This is a genomic window from Xenorhabdus aichiensis, assembly GCF_028598775.1.
Classification (GTDB): Bacteria; Pseudomonadota; Gammaproteobacteria; order Enterobacterales; family Enterobacteriaceae; genus Xenorhabdus; species Xenorhabdus bovienii.
The window spans coordinates 1-20154 of the sequence record NZ_JAQRFO010000013.1 but is presented as its reverse complement, the minus strand read 5'-3'; the positions used below and the strand labels follow the sequence as shown (position 1 = coordinate 20154).

Annotated in this window: 9 protein-coding genes and 2 pseudogenes; 2 read left to right on the top strand and 9 right to left on the bottom strand. The window is 44.1% G+C overall.

The genetic code is table 11. The features are described from left to right. Positions 1-24 precede the first annotated feature (24 nt). The 4 genes and pseudogenes from PSI22_RS07950 to PSI22_RS07935 form a co-directional block, all read right to left on the bottom strand. The gene (locus tag PSI22_RS07950; protein ID WP_273579298.1) at positions 25-303 is read right to left on the bottom strand and encodes a helix-turn-helix domain-containing protein; all 279 of its coding nucleotides are present in this window, start codon (positions 301-303) and stop codon (positions 25-27) included. After that, positions 284-448: pseudogene (locus PSI22_RS07945) on the bottom strand (type II toxin-antitoxin system RelE/ParE family toxin); the annotation flags it as partial. The pseudogene PSI22_RS07945 and the gene PSI22_RS07950, both read right to left, overlap by 20 nt. Before the next feature lie 62 nt (positions 449-510). After that, on the bottom strand, positions 511-1470 hold the full coding sequence (locus PSI22_RS07940) for an AEC family transporter (RefSeq protein ID WP_273579297.1): 960 nt from the start codon (positions 1468-1470) through the stop codon (positions 511-513). Between the two features lie 172 nt (positions 1471-1642). Further along, a complete protein-coding gene (locus PSI22_RS07935; RefSeq protein WP_273579296.1) occupies positions 1643-2005 on the bottom strand; it encodes a hypothetical protein in 363 nt (120 codons plus the stop codon). 148 nt (positions 2006-2153) lie between these two features. Here PSI22_RS07935 and PSI22_RS07930 point away from each other — a divergent pair, with 148 nt between their 5' ends. Continuing rightward, entirely contained in the window at positions 2154-3047 is an 894-nt protein-coding gene (locus PSI22_RS07930; RefSeq protein WP_273579295.1) for a LysR family transcriptional regulator, read from the top strand. A gap of 307 nt (positions 3048-3354) precedes the next feature. Here PSI22_RS07930 and PSI22_RS07925 read toward each other — a convergent pair whose 3' ends face one another. The 4 genes from PSI22_RS07925 to PSI22_RS07910 all read right to left on the bottom strand — a co-directional run bounded on the left by PSI22_RS07925 (position 3355) and on the right by PSI22_RS07910 (position 13569). Further along, positions 3355-8046 carry an inverse autotransporter beta domain-containing protein gene (locus PSI22_RS07925; protein WP_273579294.1) on the bottom strand — a complete coding sequence of 1564 codons (4692 nt, stop codon included), beginning with the start codon at positions 8044-8046 and terminating at the stop codon, positions 3355-3357. 533 nt (positions 8047-8579) lie between these two features. Continuing rightward, positions 8580-9170 carry a TetR/AcrR family transcriptional regulator gene (locus PSI22_RS07920; protein WP_273579293.1) on the bottom strand — a complete coding sequence of 197 codons (591 nt, stop codon included), beginning with the start codon at positions 9168-9170 and terminating at the stop codon, positions 8580-8582. 207 nt (positions 9171-9377) lie between these two features. Next, positions 9378-12461, bottom strand: a complete 3084-nt coding sequence (locus PSI22_RS07915; RefSeq protein WP_273579292.1) for an efflux RND transporter permease subunit — start codon at positions 12459-12461, stop codon at positions 9378-9380. Between the two features lies 1 nt (position 12462). Beyond that, positions 12463-13569, bottom strand: a complete 1107-nt coding sequence (locus PSI22_RS07910; protein WP_273579290.1) for an efflux RND transporter periplasmic adaptor subunit — start codon at positions 13567-13569, stop codon at positions 12463-12465. Between the two features lie 175 nt (positions 13570-13744). Here PSI22_RS07910 and PSI22_RS07905 point away from each other — a divergent pair. Then, positions 13745-13879, top strand: a pseudogene (locus tag PSI22_RS07905) (IS256 family transposase); the annotation flags it as partial. A gap of 134 nt (positions 13880-14013) precedes the next feature. Here PSI22_RS07905 and PSI22_RS07900 read toward each other — a convergent pair. Beyond that, positions 14014-19767, bottom strand: a complete 5754-nt coding sequence (locus PSI22_RS07900; protein WP_273579289.1) for an inverse autotransporter beta domain-containing protein — start codon at positions 19765-19767, stop codon at positions 14014-14016. Positions 19768-20154 lie beyond the last annotated feature (387 nt).

Here is a 20154-nt window from a genome sequence, read left to right as displayed (position 1 = left end):
TTTTAAGATAATTAACTCAATTAATTACAATGCAATAGTTGGATTTTCAATTCCACATGCTCTGGCATAACGAGCCAGCGTATTGATACTTGCTTTATCAACGTTTGACTCCATTCGGCTTACTGTAGAGGGGTTAACTCCCATAATTTTGGCGATCTCTTGACGTGTTAAACCTGCATGTTCCCGCCATTTTTGCAAAGTTTCTTGCAACCGCTCTTTTCTTGTTTCTTCTTCGTAAGCCGCTCGATATTCTGGATCTTTCATCCATTTTTCGTGCAGTTCTTTATGAGTTATTAATTTCATCAAGCACCTCTTCTAATCTACTCTTAGCCAACTCTATTTCATGCCGTGGGATTTTTTGAGATTTTTTAACAAAAACTCTTAAGATAATTATCTTACGACCTGATTGATAAACCCAAATCCCTCTCGCAATGTCCGTTCCCATAGTTCAAAAATGAAATAGAAAAATCAAGATATAAGATTAATTATCACATTGATATGTTCATAATTTTATATAGGTAGTAATTGGAGAATAGTAGGTATGGTAACTAATGCAATAAGCAGGGAAATAATAATGGAGAGAGAAATGACTTCCTGTTTAAAACCATACTTATTGGAAAAAACATAAACACCTGCTCCTATTGGCTGTGCAGCCATGACAATCGCAGCAATTAGCCAGATATTATCAGTTTGTTGCATACCAAATAGATAGTAAGCACAGATAAACGTAATCAATGGCTGTATTCCTAATTTAAGGCACAACATTGGCATAGCTAATTTTAGCGCATCGCTGTTGATATGCTCTTTGATTTTAAGCCGAGATAATCCCAATCCTAAAGCGAATAGTGCTGTTGGGCCGGAGGCATTACCAAGAAGTTCAGCAAATGAACGCAAAAAGTTAGGAACGGGAATACCTAAAAAAACGAAAATCAATCCAGCAATAACTGAAATAGTCAGAGGATTGCTCAATGTTGTCTTTAATGCTCCAACGAGGCTTTGACTAATGGATATTCTGTTGCCTGATTGGCGTGTAGAAAAAATATCGTAAGTGATGATAACAGCCATGATTGCAGGAATGTTATGCAAAATCGTGGCGATAGCGGCAGGAAGCGCGGCGGATTCACCATAGACTGAAATTAGGATTGGAACGCCCATATATCCAGTTGTACCATAACATGCACCCATGCTTAAAATCGACGATTGCGGTAAACTAATCCCCATGAATTTTGCTACTAATATTCCTAAAATGTATGCGGCACCAATGCCAGCCAAACTGGCAGTTATGAATCCCCACTGTTGTAGCTCACTCATATCTGCACGAGCAATAGCAAGGAACAATAAAGCAGGGAGTGCGATATAAAGCACATAGTCATTGATTAATTTATCAGATTTTCCGCTGTCGGGGCGTAAGCGCCCGAAAATATATCCGATAAAAATAATAAGAAATATCGGCGCAACTATCATAAACATTTAAAATCAACCTCATATGAGTTTAAAACATAACAACATACTCCCCCAGTTTTACTGGGCTATGCTGTTCAAGAAGTAAGGAATTTCACGATTCTCGCCAAGGAACGAAGGAATATTAGCTACTCCCATATTTTCTTGTTCAATGATATGACCACTTATTGGTCTGTACAAATCAGGAATAGACAGTTACATATTTCTTAAATTCATCAGGGAAATGTTTAAACTGCTTCATAAGGGGTTCATGACAATTCAATAACATGATAAATGAAAATTTAGCGTCTGATGGAAGTTTATCTTGATGAGCAAGTTGTTTTATCACGGAAGCTAAATCTGTTGGATCATTTGGGCCGGAACCAAAAACAATGTCTCTTATCCCTGTATCAAATATATTTGATATTAAAGATATTTTTTTATCTGTTGAAATCGAAAAAGGACATCTTTCAGATCCTTCTCTTAATGTTTCATCCAAAATACCATCAATATTAAAATTTGAAAATCTTGGCTTGTGATTTTTAGGTAGTGTTAATAAAGCCATGTTATATTCCCTCTTGTTATCAAGTTTACTTTGTTTTTATTAAAAATAAATTTACTGTATCAATGTTGATTAAAATAATTATTTTTGTTAAATGTATAATTTCTTTTTAATAATCGAATTTATCAATAATAGTGGTAAGGGCGACTCTATGAAACTGGATCTTCGTACTGATCGTCTTAATGGGCGCGGTATAACTCTTGAGCAACTACGTGCCTTTGTGTATGTTGCTACATATGGCGGGTTTGCCAAGGCTGGCGAAGAATTGGGACGTTCACAATCCACTCTTAGCTTCAGCATTAAACGACTTGAAGAAGATATTGGTTGTCGTTTAATCGATAGACGTCATGGTCACCTTATTGGATTAACTAGTGAGGGAAAGCAATTTTTACTCGCAGCAAAGGATATTCTTTTTCGTATGACACAAGCGTTACAATCGGTGAAAAAATTTCAGTTGAGAGGCCAAATTGCATTTGGTGTGCCAGATGATTTCAGCATTACAAACTTGCATAAAGTGATTTCTTGGTGTCAGGCTGAACATCCTGAGTTAAAAATAGAGATTATCTCAGCTTCATCACCTATGCTTTTAGCTCTACTGGAAAAACGGCAATTAGACATGGTCATTACTAAGGAAATAGCCGGACAGCCAACCAACACCAATAATAATAACATCCTACTCATTGATTCATTGCACTGGGTTGCATCAAAAGCGATATATTTTAATGAATTTCAAGAAATTCCTCTTGTTATTTTTTCTGAAGGTTGTGTTATCCGCGAATGTGCTATAAAAACGTTGGAGAATGTAGATAAACCGTATTTCCTTGCGTACGTAAGTTCCTCATTTGAAAATATAAAAAGTGCAGTAGAACACGGATTAGGGGTTAGCCTATTGCCACTCAGAGCATTAACCGATGATTTGTATGTATTATCCTCCGAACATGGCGTACCTAGTGTTCCAGCAATTAAGCTTGTTTTACATATTGCAGCTCAAGGGGATTTATATGAATTCTTTGCTGATTATCTACGCCGCTCATTATCAGAATAGCACCCAGAATTCCAGTTTGTGTAAATTCGAAAAGGAATTCTCATTCTTTTGGTAAAAATACATATTGACTGGCCCACCCCCATCATACCCAGGCATCCCCTCCTCAGCACCAGTTTCTATGTTCACAAGACATCTCGCGTCCCGATCAGCTGTCGCCTGTGGTTTGGTGCTAGTGCGAATCTGGCTACCGGCCAACCGTACGTCTGCCTTATCTCTCATTAAACTTTAGTTAAGGACAATAAACACCCTGAAATTATCAGGGTGTTTATTAGGTTATAGAAGTAGTCCATCGCAATAGACGATAAAGCTAACTTCCTATGCATATAATTAACATTCTGTTGAGGGCAATTAAAGCATAACCTACACTCCCATTACTGAAATTTTTAGAATAATTATTTGTAGAGTTTAGTTTGGTTTTACTCCATACACCCCAATGGTGTGGCCAACCTAGATATTTTTCAATTCCTCCCTTTTTTTCGGGATACATATCGTATAGTGCATTTAGCTCATCAATGGAGGGTAACGGACAATGTTTTTTTCCATCTTCCTCAAGTAATTCTGCCCATTCTTCACCATTCACACTTTTGGTAGTATCTTCTGGAGCCAGCATCACTTCAGATGCTAAAGGAGGCCGAGTCAATATTATATTATTTACGGATACTTTCTCATGCATATGCCCCCAATACTTGGCCTTATCCGTATCAGGGCTGGTAATCACGGTAAAGATAACATTCTTAGTTTCCGTTTTCCCTACTCCATAGGCCTTGATGATGAAGGAAGTTTTTAGTCCCTTGCCATTATCGGTGACAGGAATAACCAGCGTGCCATTCTCTGGTGTAATGGCTGTAAAATCACCGTTTTTTCCATGCAGTGTTACCGTGGATGTTTCTTCCTGATTTTGGCGGTTATGGGCTTTGGTCTCAATGGTTACAGGGACAGCCCGGGCAGCCTTTCCATCTTTTGTTGTCGCCTTAATGGTTAAGGTAATAGTGTCACCTTTCTTCACTCTGACCGCCATATTCCCATCTATATTCGCTTCTGAAGGGGATAACTCCACCGTAAAATCACTGGCAACGCCTTTTACTGTACCATCGGGATGGCCGCCCAGTTTATTGCCCTGCTGAGTGGTATCTTTGTTAACTTGTGAGCCAGTTTTTTTGCCTGTTTGGGAACGGGGGATCATCGCCAACTGTATCACTTGACCGCTATGCTCATCGGTCAGAGGATAGGCGGGAACCGTTCCTGTCTGAGCCGGATTGATAACATGATTAGGATCGTCACCAAGCGTTGCCACCACGAATTCAGGTGATTTAGACGCATTAGGACCATCCACAGGGTATTTTATGCCCCATGCAAATATCGAATTGTCCTTCTCATGCCCGCCATTATTAGCGTTAAAGTGGTAGGTCGCCGTTAACTGTTTTCCAACTTCCAACGTACCACCGATTTCCAGATTTTCAATAATAGGGCTACGGTCAGGGTCAATGACCCTGCCTTTGTCGCCTCCGCTGTCAAGTTGATTACTCGTTCTATCACCGGTATTTGTAGATACCGGATCTCCGGGCGTTTTTCTGCCGTTTATCGGTGTAATTGTAATTTTCAATTGCTTGCCGATATCTTCATGAGCTAATACAGGGGAGGTGATTTCTCCGCTATTGCCATTAATGTTGCCTTTGGCGGTAGAATGGGGGATTTGCTCCTCATTGCCATCCTCCTTAATGCGTGTCCATACGTACTCGGACTGATCCGTTGCCTCTCCCGTGCCGGGTTTAAAGACATAAGTCGCTTTAAGAGCAGAACCGGTTTCCAGTCTGCCGCTCAGTATTAACTGCTCAATGGAAGGCTTACCCTGTGGGTCAAGAATGGTTCCCGGCTTGCCGCCTGTGGGCGTGGTTTTATTACCGTCTTGTGCATTCATGCTGATATCAACGGTTTTGTATTGACCTGCGATGTTCTTGCTATTAACCGGCTTAATGGACACTGCCAACGTTTTACCCGCATCTTCCTGTTTCAAATCCTTAGTCAGTGTTCCTGTTTTTGCTTTCTCATCTTTACTGGCATCAGGCACTTTTGCCCATTGATCGTCAGCCACAGGGGTATTTTTGTCATGCCAGATATATTCAGACTGGTCATGGGGATCACCCCCATTAGCGTCAAACGTGTATCTGGCTGTCAGGGGGTTATTGATTTCCAGATTACCTGTCAGAATCAATGTGGTGATTTCCGGCTCTGTATGCGGGTTGGCTACGCTTCCCTTACCATTCCCCCCTGTCACCCCTGATGCAGCATCAGGCATGCTGGTGTCAACGGTCACAGGATCTGTGGCTCGGATATCCAACGCATTGAAAGCCAGTACCGAGAGTTCAAGCACTTTACCGTTGGCAGCTTGCGTAATCAGGAATTTCTCCACGGTATCGTCCCCTTTTACTCTGCCGGATTTCTCCAGCCCGTTGGGGCTATTTGGGTTGAAGGAAACCGGATTGGCCTGTGCAGTATCAGCCAATTTATTCACTGTATTTTGAGTTGTTCCCTGAACGCCCCAAGCATAGAGGGATTGATCCGTTTTATCGCCGCCATTGGCATCAAACCGATAGGTAGCATATAAATTTCCGCCAACGTCCAAAGCTCCATGAAGTTTCAGATCGCGGATGAGCGGTGCGGTCGGGGTAACAAATGTGATAATGGCCGGGTGGTTCAGCTTTTTACCTTCTACTTCCGGTGTAATTTTTTGAGAGCCAATTTTAGTACCCGCCGTGACAGTCACTTTATAGATGCCACTTTCTTTCGGATCTTCCGACACGTTGCCGATTGTCGGGTCTTTATCCCCTGTCAACTGCGTGTTGTCAGGAACAAATTTAACGAGGTGTGCCACGCCTTTAATGGAATTGCCCTGCACGTCTTTCAGCGTCAGTGTTAAAGTGGTCGTAGATTGGCTGTCGGCGGGTAGTACCTCTTTATTCAGTTTAGCCGCGGGAGTGTTGACATCCACAATGTCCCCCAGCGGAGTACCAAACTCTATCTTCGCAGAAGACAGTTCCTTGCTGCCCACGCTTAATGTAACTGTCCACTTGCCTTTGCCAGAGCCTGCAATCACACTTGCTTTATAGATGCCACTGCTCTGTGGATCTTCTTTGAGTTCACCGAGTAGAGGGGAAATTTCCTTTGAGGCACCGTACATTTCGCGGTTATCCGGCGTCAGGGTAATTTCGTTCCCCACGCCCGTGATGAGATTATCGTCTTTGTCTCTCAATTCCAGAATGAGATGGGTAATCTCGCCTTCTTTTTCCAGATGTTTGTTTTCTGGCGCAAATTTCGTTTTGCTAATATCGATCATCTCTGACAACGACCCATTAAACTCAATCGTTAGTGGAGGTAACTCATGGCTATCCACTGTGGCGATGATTTCCCATATACCTTGTCTATTACCCGCCGTGATATCAAGTTCATAAATGCCGGGGGCGATTTCTTTTGCATCCGTGCCGAATACTGGGTCTTTCTCTCCCTTTTTTAGTTCCTTTTTATCGTCGGTCAACTTGATTCTGCCCGCCGCACCAGTCACTGGCTGATTATTTTTGTCCTTCAGTACCAACCGGGTTTTTGTCTGGGTTTTGCCATTCGCCAGCATCGCCAGTTTTTTTTGTTCAAAACCGGAACTTGAGATACTTATCGCTGTAGAAATGACTTGTACCTGAATTTCCACCCGGTTGGAACCGTTGCCTTGCGTATCGTAAGCCACGCCGGACAGGATGTAACGGTTGTTGCTATTTTTCACATGATACGGTGGCAGAATTAGCAGGTACTGGGTGTCACTGCTGTTCACTTTATCCAGCTTGCCGCCCGCAGCGATAATACTGGCCTCATTCCAGACAATCTCTTTCAGCCCGTATTTGCTGTTGACACTGACGTTAAGGGGTTTGATTTCACCGCCGTACCCGCTAATCAACGCTTCCGCCACCAGCCGGATAACTTCCCGTTTGCGGTATTCCAGCACGATTTGATTATTACGCTCGACTAAATCATAACGGCTGCCTTGCAAGCTGCGCTTAGACGCCACCGCATTGGGATCAACCTGTTTTGACCACGGTGTGCCGATTTCATAATTCAGCCCCAGATTGAACAGCGTTTCACCTCCACCAGAGGTGCTTTGCTTGCGGTCAATGCCTAACGTGACTAAAGGAATAGGGGTGTAATTAGCGCCCACGGTAAAAGCAGACGGATTTTTCTGTCGGCGGTCTTCGCTGATCAGCCCGACTTCATCACCAAAGTACTGCTCGTACACCAACTTGCCGCCCAATTGTGGATAGGGCGGTAAATAACCCTCTGCCCGTAAGTCAAAACCATTGGCTGGGCGCTCGTCATAATCAGCCAGTTTTTTCGCTTCTTTCCAGCCACTTAAGCGGAAATAACTGTTTGCACCGAATTTCAGGTAATCACGGGCATATTCCGCCCCCAAACCGAGACGGGTATGATCACGGGTTATGTCATGGTCGAGGAAGGTGTTATAGCCGAGCATTCCGTGGTCGAAAAAGTAACGGTGTCCTAAGCCAAAGTTAGCTGTGGTACGGCTGTCGATATGACGCAGTCCGAATTGGGTGAACAGCAGGTTAGCTTTTTCATCATAAAGTGGCAGCAGCATATCAAACTGGCTGCCGTCGAGACGGCCACGGTCATCCACATTGGCCTGTATCTTGGCTGTACCGTAGTGTTTTAGCCAGTTCTGCACAGTTTGATTGGCTTCACTGACCGCCATACCCCGTAACTGACTTTTCGCACTGTCCATCACGTTGCCGCTTTTCAGTAGTCCGGCCGCATGGGAGGCCGTGCCAGCGAGCCAGTGCTCAGTGCTGTTTTCGGGAATGGGTGTTTCTGCGGCTACGGCTACCGGTGTAAAAATGACCGCGGCCGGAAAGGCAATCTGCGCAAAGATATTCACCCAGACTAGCCACCTGAGAAGGTAGTGTTGTTTTTTTGTCTGCTGTCTGTTTTGTTTCTTTGACATTTTTAATGAACCTATCAAGATAGAAAATAGTTATATCGGTTTGTATGGCTGTGGGACATTATTGATTAACGGAGAATCAGAGAGGGTGTTTATGCCTTACATCCTAATGCACGTATATTAAAATAAGTCTTGGTATATATGGATTAGGATTTATCTCTAAAATGGCCTTTTAAATTAAATGATTAATTCGTTCAGCTTATTTCACACGGAATAACTATTTTGTTTTAATATGAAAAACACCCCTAGAAAATTTAAACTAGAAAGAAGAAGGTGAAATCAGTAACTGGTGTTAGTTTTATTGATTATTAGCAGATTGTAAAATCACGACAAGGAGGAAAATATTTCATCAATAGTAGGAACCGCAGAAACACGGGGGTTCCGGTTTTTTTGTCATAAAATAAAATAGAAGAATTTACATAAATATATGTCGTATTGTTAATTTTAAATCGATTGGGTATATAAAATATTGATGGCAATATTTTCCGAGCCTTCTGATTAAGGCGCCGGCCTTAATCAGAAAACAGGTACGGATATTATGATGCAAAAATTTTTCGTATCATGTAGGTAAAAGAACCCATGCTCTCAAGCCACTTAAAATTCGGCTCTACCAACTCTCTCCCTATCGCACCCCCGGCGGTTATCATTAGCCAGGATGCCGTCTGTTCCGCATTAATCTGTTTATCAATTTCCCCTGTTTCAATCCCCTTACGGATTAATAGGGCTAAACGTTCCCTGACTTTTTTTTCATTTTCGATAAATATCTTATTAATTGTAGGGTTACGGCTAGCTTCAGCGATAATTTCGATGCTGAGTCGTGCATAATCAGGTTGGTTATACAGGTGGATCAGGCTTGTCATCATCTTTTCTATTGTTGCCATAACCGAGCTTTCATCATCATTGGTATGCAAAATTTCGTTATAGTCATGGCTGTCTTCTTCTGCGATAGCTTCAATAATGGCGTTTTTGGTTGGGTAATAGTGAAACAGATTACCTGGACTCATGCCTGCTGCCTTGCAGATTTCTGCTGTGGATGTTGCATGAAATCCTTTCTCTATAAAACAGGAGATGGCAGCATCAATGATTTGTTTGCGTTTAGCGCGCTGTTTTTCTGTCTGTTTTGACAAAACATATTCCTCCAAAAGATCGGATATAAAAAATTAGATTAATTACTCTATCTAATGTTCGGATGTTATTATACAGACTAAATGTTTATTCTTCTTATTTAATCATCAGAAATAGTTTTATGAGTATTACACGCATAAAATTGCTTAAATATTATTAATGTCCGGCTGTTAATTTGCACAAAAACATGCCGGACATAAAATAATCTGTCAGTGATAATCGAGATCGTCTTTCGTTACTGAGGTAAATTTCTTAAGGTGTGGAGTAATAAAGTTTTTAAAATCATCCATATAACTGTAAATAACCGGTACAAACAGTAAACTGAGTAAAGTTGAACTGAGTAGCCCCCCAATAACCGAGATTGCCATCGGCGCCCGGAAACTGGCATCTGCGCCGCTGGTAATGACCAGCGGGATCATGCCGGCAATCATGGCAATAGTCGTCATAATAATAGGCCTGACACGCTCTCTGCCTGCCTGAATAATGGCTTCATTTCGTGGCATACCCATCCGGGATTTTTCGAGAATAAATTCAACCAACAATATTGAGTTTTTTGAGACTATTCCCATCAACATTAATATGCCGATAATAACGGGCAGATCAATGGCGGCACCATAAATAAGCAATGCGATAATTGCGCCACCGATAGCAAATGGCAGAGCAATCAAAATCGTCATTGGCTGTAAAAAGTCTTTGAACAGAATAATCAGAATAGCTAATACCATCATGATACTGAGCGTTATGGTCGTCGTGAAACGATCAAACATTTCATTCATATATTCAACTTCACCATACTCGACTCTTTTTACCTCCAGAGGCAATTTTTTCATTGTGGGTAATTCATTAATTTGTATAAATGCTGTTCCAACCGCAATACCATTAAGATCTGCATCAATACTCGCTTTCCGCTGTCTGGCAATCCGTTCTATTTTGTCAGGGCCTGAGGCAAAAGAGATATTTGCCACCGATTTTACAGGAACATTGACGCCCGATATGCTATTTACGTACAGATCATTTAATACGGTCAGGTTATCCCTGTCTTCTTTGGATAATAAGACGCGGATCGGAACTTGCCTATCTGGTAAGTTAAACTTAGCGACTCTGGAATTGATTTCACCTATTGTTGCCGTTCTAATCACAGTGCCAATTGCATCGGTTGTCACGCCAGCTCTGGCGGCTGTATCAATATTAGGCGTTATGATAATTTCCCGTCTTGGCAAGGGTTGCAAGAGCTTGATATTCTTCAATCCCTCCAACTGCATCATCTCTTGACGTAACTGTTCTATTGTCTGAGACAAAATTTCTGGGTTTTCACTGGCTAGAACAATCGAAATATCTCGGCTGCCACTACTATTGCCAAAGTTATATCGAATATCTGGAATCTCATTTAAGATAGGAATCAATGATTGCTCAAATTCTTTTTGTGACCAGTCACGTTCACCTGTCGGTACTAAATTTATAATAATGTTACTTCTATTCTGGCTAATCTCACCAGAGGAGCCATCAACGCCGGCAACAGAGAAAATATCGATAATTTCTGGGCGGCCTTGCAGTTTTTTAATAATCTTCTGCAACGTTTCATCACTTTGTGCCGCTTGTGTGCCGGGGGGGGCTTCTACTTCTATTGTGGTGATACTAATATCCGATTTAGGCATAAAACCCGAGGGTAACAGTGCGACCAGGGCTAATGATCCCAAAAGAAAAACGATGGCTAATAGCGAAGCTGTTTTGCGGAATTTTAATGTTTTTTCCAGGATAGAAAGATATTTCTTTATCCATTTGGGTGTCTCTGTTTCATCCGTTTTCGGATGTTTTTTAGGCTGTAGCAGATAGGCGGACATCAGCGGAGTCACCAATCTGGCGACCAGTAATGATGATAATACTGCCGCTGATACGGTAATACCGAAGGGAACAAAATATTTACCGATAAAACCACCAATAAAACTGACGGGCAGAAAAACAGCGACAATGGTAATAGTAATAGCGACTATTGCAAATCCTATTGCATCTGACGCTTTGATGGCGGCAATATAAGGTCTTTCACCTCTTTCAATATATTTCTCTATATTCTCTATTTCGACGATCGCATCATCAACTAAAATACCTATCACCAATGTTAATGCCAATAAAGTGATACTGTTCAGGGTGTAACCAAATAAATGCAGGATAAAAAATGCCGGTAGTATAGATAATGGCAGTGCAATGGCTGCAATCAATGTCGCTCGCCAGCTTTTGAGAAAGAAAAAAACCACAATGACAGTTAGTATTGCACCTTCTATTAATGTCTGCATGGTCGCATTATAACTTGCCACCGTATATTTTACATTTGATGAAACAAGTTTAATATTGACATCCGGATATTCTTCTCCGGTCATTTGTAATGCCCGTACAACCCCTTTTTCTACCTCTGTATCACTTGAACCTTTAGCGCGGAATACGGCGAAACCCACAACAGTTTCATTATTTAAGCGGGCAATGGTGATGGTTTCTTTATGTGAATCTCTAATCGTGGCGATATCGCCCAATTTTACCCAATTATCGTTTGCTAAAGGAAGTTTTAACTGGTGTAAATAATCTATTTCATTTTTTGCACCTAAAATACGAATGGTATGATCTTGTCCTGCGACAACCATTTTTCCGCCAGGAATATTGACGTTATTTTGAAGTAATAACTGGTTAATATCCGCAACACTGATCTTCAATGCGGCCATCTTTACCGGATCAGGTTCAATCAAAATTTCCTTATTTGTGCCACCCAGCCTCGTTATTTTTTGAACGCCGGGCACCATTAATAACTTTTTACTTAATTTGTCATCAACAAACCAAGATAAATCGGTCAAATTCTTATCTTTTGACTGAACCGCGTAATTCAGGATAGCGCTGCCCTCTACATCAATACGGCTTATTAGCGGTTCATCTATTGATTGGGGTAATTCCGAACGAATCTGTGTAATTTGCTCCCGGATATCATTTGTCGCAACATTCGGATCAATTTTTATATCAAACTCGATAATTGTGATGGATACGCCATCCGTTATCGTTGAGTTAATATGTCGAATGCCCGGCAATCCAGAAACTGCGCGTTCTATGGGCTGTGTAACTGCATTTTCCAATTCGGAAGGCGATGAGCCATTTTGTGTGACAGTCACAGTCACAACCGGAAAATTAATAACGGGGTTTGCATTAATAGGCAATTTTAAAAAGGAAAATAACCCAGCGACAGTGAGTGCCAGAAAAATAACAATCGTGGGAATAGGTTTTCTGATGGCCCATTCGGATAACTGATATTTCATCTTATTTTCCCTGTGGCATAATGGCAACAGTATCCATTTCTTGTAGGAATGGATATGCAGAAACAATGATTTTATCTTTTGACGATAAGCCGGACTTTATCTCAATCCAGTTATCAAAAATGCGCCCTGCATTAATTTCTTTTTTCTCTACTACATTGTTTTTACCGACAACATAGACACTCGGTTTATTTTTATTTCCCATATTGACAGCACTATAAGGAATGGCATTGACTTTTTCTGGTTTAAGCTGAAATAAGGCATGGCCGAAATCCCCCAGTTTGACATCGGCGGGGACATTTTCGAGCGTAATTCTTATTTTTCCTATTTGGGTAACAGGATTAATTTTCGGTGAGATATATCTCACTTTGCCGGTTATTTTGCTGCCGGAAGTGAGAGAAATAGCCGCAGGGATTCCTGTGTTTATTTGTTTTAAAGCAGAGATATAGGCTTCAGCCGAAAATTCGTGCTGGTTGTTTTCGATCAGTTTAAACAGTTGATTGCCATCGGTTATCATACCTGCCATCGCAGTTCGTTCACTGATAACGCCTTCCTTGGGTGCAAATATGGTTGTTTTCGCGCGCTGGGTTTTTTCCCCTTCCAATTGTGCCTGTAACTGCCGATACTCTGCTTTTGCCGCATTTAAGGCTGATAAGGATGAATTTGCCTGCATTTTGTATTTGTCAAATTCACTGGCAGAAATTACACCTGTATTTGCCAGCGGTTTTGCACGCTTAAGTTCGGACTGTGCCTGATTACTCGTCGCTTCATTCTGTTTTATCAAAGCCAGCGCTTTTTCCAGTTCCGCTTTGGCTTGTTTGACTTTTTCATCCTGAACCAGTGTTTCTAATGTAGCTAACACATCACCTTTTTTGACATAGTCGCCTTCTTCGACCAGCACCTCTGTGATGATATGCTGGGGGAGCGCCGGGCTTATCACAATCTCATTTTTTGCTACGACTGCTCCCAATATTTTGATAGAAGGAGTGAACTGTACAGCCTGCATGGTTGTGGTTGAGACATGCATCTGTTCTTGGGGGGACTGGGCATTTGCAGTGGAAATGAACAGAGAAAAACAAACGCCAAGAAGAGATAAAAGATTTCTTGCCATTCCTCGTCCTTACAGTGATCACTTAGGTTAGTGTTGAGGTTTTAGATAGATTAGTCTATCTATAAAATTCGTGCAACAGTGTTTTGTATTAGCGACAACTCACGAGGATAAATGACAAGAATCTCCAAAAAGGGGGCAATATCCACTCTCTGGAAAAGAGATGGGAGACACGGCTAATTCGGTGAAAAAAGTGATTTGGCTGGCGATTCAGGAGGCGGCTAAAAAGTGGACAATGCCGATCCATAACTGGCGTCTGGCGATAGTTCACTTTATGATCGAATTCGGTGACCGACTAAACGATCACCGTTAAAATGAAGTGGCGATTACACAAAATCGCAAACAGGGTCCAAAAAACTGCCCCTTGTTGTTGGCAGGACGCCAAGGGGCAGTTTAATTTTTTGATCAATGCCTTAAAGAGCAGTAATTCAATTAGTAAATAATGTATTAATCAAGGCAAGATGTCTGCTTATGATTTGAATAAACATTCGGGGCAGGTGCTGCATTATCATTGCTAAGATCTAGACTCAGCCTTGAGCCTCCGTCATCATCCCTAGAGTAATATCCATAATCAGTAGGCCAACCAAATTCTTTTTTCACCTTATTATCAGGATGTGCTTTACGAAGATTTTGGAGATCCTGAATATGTGGCGATATTTTCCTAGCTATATCTTTACAATATTCAATAACCTGATAGGCATCATAGTATGCCCAGTTTTCGTTATTATCCAATCCGTGGCCTTGAGTTGGATGTAGGGTAATTCCACGGTTTTCATCGTATAAGATTGGTCGATTAAACGTTAATCCACTTGCTTTTATTGTATTCTTCATATGCCCCCAATATTTGGCCACTGACACATTAGGGCTGGTAATCACAGTAAAGATAACTTCTTTCGGTTGTATTGAAAGTTCCTTACCCGGTCTACCATCATTCAAAGTGGCTGACAGTTTAGTTTTTACACCCTTACCATCAGGATCAGTGATGTTGATAATTAAATCACCGTTCTGATCTGTATGCCCCGTATAAGTTCCTTTGCTACCTTTAAGAATTCCTTTATTATTAACAACTTCTAAATCTGCTGTTACTTTATCCGATTCTCCCTTGCGATTTTCTGCAGTCAGACTAATAGTAACAGGCACTCCGCCAATTGGTTTTCCTTCATTGGTAGTCTTAATTATCCACTGGATATTGTCTTGTTGTGCACCATCAAGCAGGTTCTCCTTGGCCATAAGTTTAACAACCGGGTTCCCACCAACGTTCACTTCAGGTTTACCCTCTTTATTCCAATCCTCCTCGAAGTTATCCGCAATCCCTTTCACCGTACCATCCTTGTTGCCCTCTAAATTATTGCCTTCATCTGCTTCTTGGCGTGTATCTCTGTTATATGACTTGCCACGCCCCAGTTTCGAACGGGCCTGTATCGCAATCTGGATGACTCGGCCACTATCTTCCGGTTTCAAACGGTATCCCGGGATGGTATTGGTGTTATTTGGCGGGACAATATGATCCTTATCATCACTACTAAATTGTTCCACCAGAAACTCGGGGGACTTATCGTAATCAGGGTCTCCTGCGGGATATTTGATACCCCATAAAAAGAGGGAGTTATCTTCGTCATGTCCGCCTCTATCCTCAAATTTATACGTTGCGGTCAGTTCCTCATTAACGGCTAACTTACCGTGGATCTTCAGATCTGCAATTCCGGGGCCCCGGGTTGGGTCAATAATCTGCCCTTTAGAATTACCGCCCTGAAGTTCATTACCTTCACTCTGACTGCTATTCTTCGAGATATCAGTACCCGGTTTGCTTCTGCCATTTTTGGGTGTCAAAACAATTTCCACAAATTTATTAATGTCTTTGTCACTCAGCTTATAAGATTCGACCTGACCTCCTTTACCATCGACAGTGCCTGTCGCTCCTTGTTCACCGATGTCTTCCGGCGTGCTGCCTATTGTTGCCACCCGCCTCCAGATGTAGGTAGTTTTATCTTCCACGTAACCGTTATTGGGCTCAAACTCATAAGTGGCTTTCAGGGTTGAGCCTACAGACCGGTATCCGTGTAAGACCACATTCTTAATGGAAGGAATGGCATTAGGATCAAGAATCGTCCCCGGCTTACCCCCTGTCGATTTCGTTTTATTATCGCCCTCGTCGGTCATGCCAATATCTACCGTTTTGGGTTCACCGGCTTCGTTGTTTCCGTTAACGGGCCTGACGGTAATCGCCACGGTTTTCCCTGCATCCGCTTGCTCCAGTGTTTTGGTCACCTTGCCTGTTTTGTCCTGAGCATTCTTGCCTTTGTCCGGTACGGGCAGGTAATCTGCTGCCGGAGTCCCCTTTTCATGCCAGGCAAACTGGGAGAGGTCGGTGGCGTCACCGCCATTACCGTTGAAGGTATATTCGGCTGTAAGCGGTTGATTGATTTCCAAATCGCCACTCAGGACAATTTTGTCGATACCGGGTTTAGCATCCGGGTCAGCCACGCCGCCCTTGCCATTACCGCCCGTAATGCCCCTGTTTGCTGTCGGGTCGGTGATATCGGTGGTCACCGGCGCTTTGGCCCGCAGGTTCGCCTCGTTAGCCGCCAGTATCGACACTTCCAGTACCTTACCGGCATCGCTGCGTTCAATAACATACTTCACTTTTTCATTATCCGCCGCCCCGGCGGTTACCCGGCCTTCCCCGTTTTTCTGCGTCAGTACCGGCTCTTTCACCCCGGCGGCCTCCGCCAGCGCCATCACCTGTTTCGCGGTAGTGCCTTTATCTCCCCAGACATAGAACGAACGGTCAGTCGTATTACCGCCTTTGTCTTCAAACTGATAGAGGGCATGCAGGGTTTCATTGATATGTAAAATGCCATTCAATTGCAGATTGTTCACGGCTGGCGCTTTGTTTTCATCAAACTCAATCACCGTTTCCTTCTTCATCTCCGTGCCATCCACGGTGGTGGTCAGCGTCCAGTTGCCGGTTTTCTGGCCTGCGGTGACCACGATTTCATACACCCCGTCCGACACTTCTTTAACATCACCGACTTGTGGATCTTTGCCTTCTCCCTGTAATTGACCCGCCGCATTGACCCTGATGCTGTCTTTGGCCCCCGTTACTGGTTTGCCCTGTTTATCTTTCAGCACCACTCGTAAGGTTTTGGTGGAGACGCCATCCGCTGCCAGCGCGTTACTGCCATCCGCCGGCTCAACGGTAGAGCCTTGGGTATCCAACACATCGGCCAGTGATTGCCCGAAGGTGAGGGTGGCAGGGCGTTTTAGCGGCTTACCGAACACCTCTGGCGTGAGTGTCCATTTGCCTTTTTTCGCGCCTGCTGTTACGGGGATTTCATAGGTGCCGCTGTCCGGTGGGACTTCCTTCGCTGTTCCGGTGGTCGGCATTTGCCCCTGACCGTACAGCTCATGGTTATCCGGGATCAGATTGATGCTGTTTTCCGCCCCGGTGATCGGGTTGCCGTCCTTGTCTTTCAGGTTCAGCTTAATCACCGTGCTATCCCCTTCATTCGGCAGTTCCCCTTTTTCGGGGATAAATTCCGATTTATCCGGGTCAATCAGCTCTGCTTTCGAAGAACCGAAGGTGATTTCTGTCGGGGTATTCAGAGGCTTACCGTCTATCTTGGTAGTGATTTTCCACTGGCCGGTTTTGTCGCCCGCTTTCACTTTGACCTTGTAAATACCGCTGTTTTCCGGCTCTTCCCAGACCTTATCAATAGTCGGTTTGTTTTTGCCGCCACCCGACAGCTTATCGCCATTGTCTTCGAATGTGATACTGTCCTTCGCGTTAGGAATGGGCTTGCCGGATTTGTCCTTAAGATGGAGCGTCATGACGGTACTGTCTTCATTGTTGGCCGCCAGGACGTTCGTCGCCGGTGTAAACGTTGAACCGCCGGTATCGACAATGTCCGTCAGCGACTGCCCAAAGGTAATGATGGCCGGTTTCAGCGTTTTGCCTTCCACCGCCGGGGTGATTTTCCATGTCCCTTTTTTCTTGCCTGCCGTCACTTTGGCCTTATAAATACCGCTGCCCAGCGGATCTTCTCTGACCGTGCCCAATGAGGGAGTGGGGTTCTGGCCGTACAATTCACTTTTATCATCGGTCAGCGTGATTTTATCCGCAGCTCCCGTGATGGGGTTGCCGTCCTTGTCTTTCAGGTTCAGGACGATGTCTGTACTGTCGCCTTCCTGATTCAGGTTGCCATTTTCCGGCTTAAATTCGGTCTTGTCGGTATCGATCATCTCGGATAATGACGAGCCAAAATCAATCACAGTCGGGGTTAATTCATGCCCGTCAATGGTCGGGGTGATTTTCCATTTGCCGTGCTTGGTGCCGGCGGTGGCAGGAACTTCATAAATGCCGCTACCTTCCGGAACTTCCTTGACTTCCGTACCCAGCACCGGATCTTTACCGTCACCGGTCAGTTGGGCTTTATCCTCGGTCAGTTTGATATTGTTGGCTACGCCGGTCACTGGCTTGCCGTCTTTGTCGGTCAGTTTCAGGCGGATAACTGTTTGGGTTTTGCCGTCCGCCACCATCGATTTCTCGGCGGGTTCAAAGCCGGAACCGCCGGGATTGATAGCAGAAGAAACCACCTGTATCAGGGTTTCCATCCGCTCAGAGGCATTGCCTTGAGTGTCATAGGCGATGCCGGACAGAGTGTAGGTGTTGTTGCCCTTGTCATGGAACGGTGGCAGAGTCAGCAGGTAACGGGTGCCCCCGTGAACCGGCTCTGCCGCCAGATTTTCTGTCTGTGCCGGCGCATTCACGCTTTCGAGTTTACCGCCCCCCGCCACCAGACTGGCGGTATCCCAAACGATCTCTTTCAGTCCATGTTGGGCGCTGACATTGACATTCAGCGGGATCACCGCGCCGCCGCGCCCGTTAATCCGGTTTTCCATCATCAGACGGATCAGATTTTTCTTACGGTATTCCAGTACAATCTGGTTATTACGCTCCACCAAATCATAACGTCCACCTTGCAGGCTGCGTTTAAAGGCTACTGCATCCGGATCAACCTGTTTTGACCACGGGGTGCCGATTTCATAATTCAACCCCAGATTAAACAGGGTTTCACCGCCGCCGGAGGTACTCTGTCGGCGATCCAAACCCAGCGTCACCAGCGGAATAGGGGTATAGCTGGCGCCTAGGGTAAAGGCGGCCGGATCTTTCTGCCGGCGCTCTTCACTCAGCAAACCGACTTCATCACCAAAGTACTGCTCATAGATTAATTTGCCGCCCAACTGTGGATAGGAAGGCACATAACCTTCGGCACGCAGGTCAAAACCATTGGCCGGCCGTTCTTCGTAGTCTTTCAGTTTCTTACCGTCTTTCCAGCCGCTGGCGCGGAAATAGCCGTTTGCCCCGAATTTCATAAAATCACGGGCGTATTCAGCGCCGAGGCCAAAGCGGGTATGGTCGCGGGTAATGTCGTGGTCAAGGAAAGCGTTATAGCCAAACATCCCGGTATCAAAGAAATGACGCTGACCCAGCCCGAAGTTGGCCGTGGTGCGGCTGTCAATATGGCGCAGGCCGAACTGGGTAAAGGCCATCTGTTTTTCGGTGTCATAGAGCGGTAACAACATGTCGAACTGACTGCCGTCTAAGCGCCCCCGGTCATCCACATTGGCTTGTAACTTAACCGTCCCGTAGCGTTGCAGCCAGTTCTGCACGGTCTGATTGGCTTCACTCATTGCCATACCGCGTAACTGACTTTTGGCACTGTCCAGCACATTACCACCTTTCAGCATTCCTGCCGCGCGGGAAGCCGTACTGGCCAGCCAGCGTTCGGGATTATTTTCAGTATGGCTTACCGGAGATTCGGCTGCGGCGGCTTGTGTCAGACTCTCAGCCAGTAAATGACCGGACTGAGATTTAGGCACGTCAATTTCATCTCCTGCGCTCAGAGCAGTAAAGGGCTTGTGGAAGGTACGAAGTTGGTTGAGTTTTTTCAATTCCGTTACGGTCAGGCCATGACGCTTGGCGACGGATTTAATACTTTCGCCCGCGGCCAGCCGGTAAGATTCAGTCTGCAAGGTATGTGGACGGATCGCCTGTGAATGTCCGGGGGTTTTGTCGGCGGCCACGGCGGGCGTGAAAACGCCGACCACCGGAAATGCAATCTGGGCAAAGATATTCACCCAAGCGACCTGCCTGAGCCGTTGTTGTGTTGTCCACTGCTTGCTTTGTTTTTTAAGCATATTCAATCAACCTTCAGAATCAACATTATCCTCATCAGACGGGGGCTAACCCGCTGATGCCATTGACTCATCCTGGAGTGCTGTTGCTATCCTCATATAAGTTGACAATTAGTACCAAACTGTCAACTAAGGATTTTTTATCTGAAAATGAGGAAATTGCAGAAAAACAAACCAGCTAAAGTTAACATTTTGGATGATACGTCTTTCGAATTTGAACAAAGTACAGGATTAGAAAATTACCTAGGAAGATCAGTAAAAAAAGCCGTGAACAACGCGGGGGGAGTACTCTCAGGAGAGGGATTTATTTATGGTTTACTATCAATAAACTAGCGTAATTTTTGCGGGGGAGGAAAAAATTAACTACGTTTAAAACAAGCCAATTTAAGT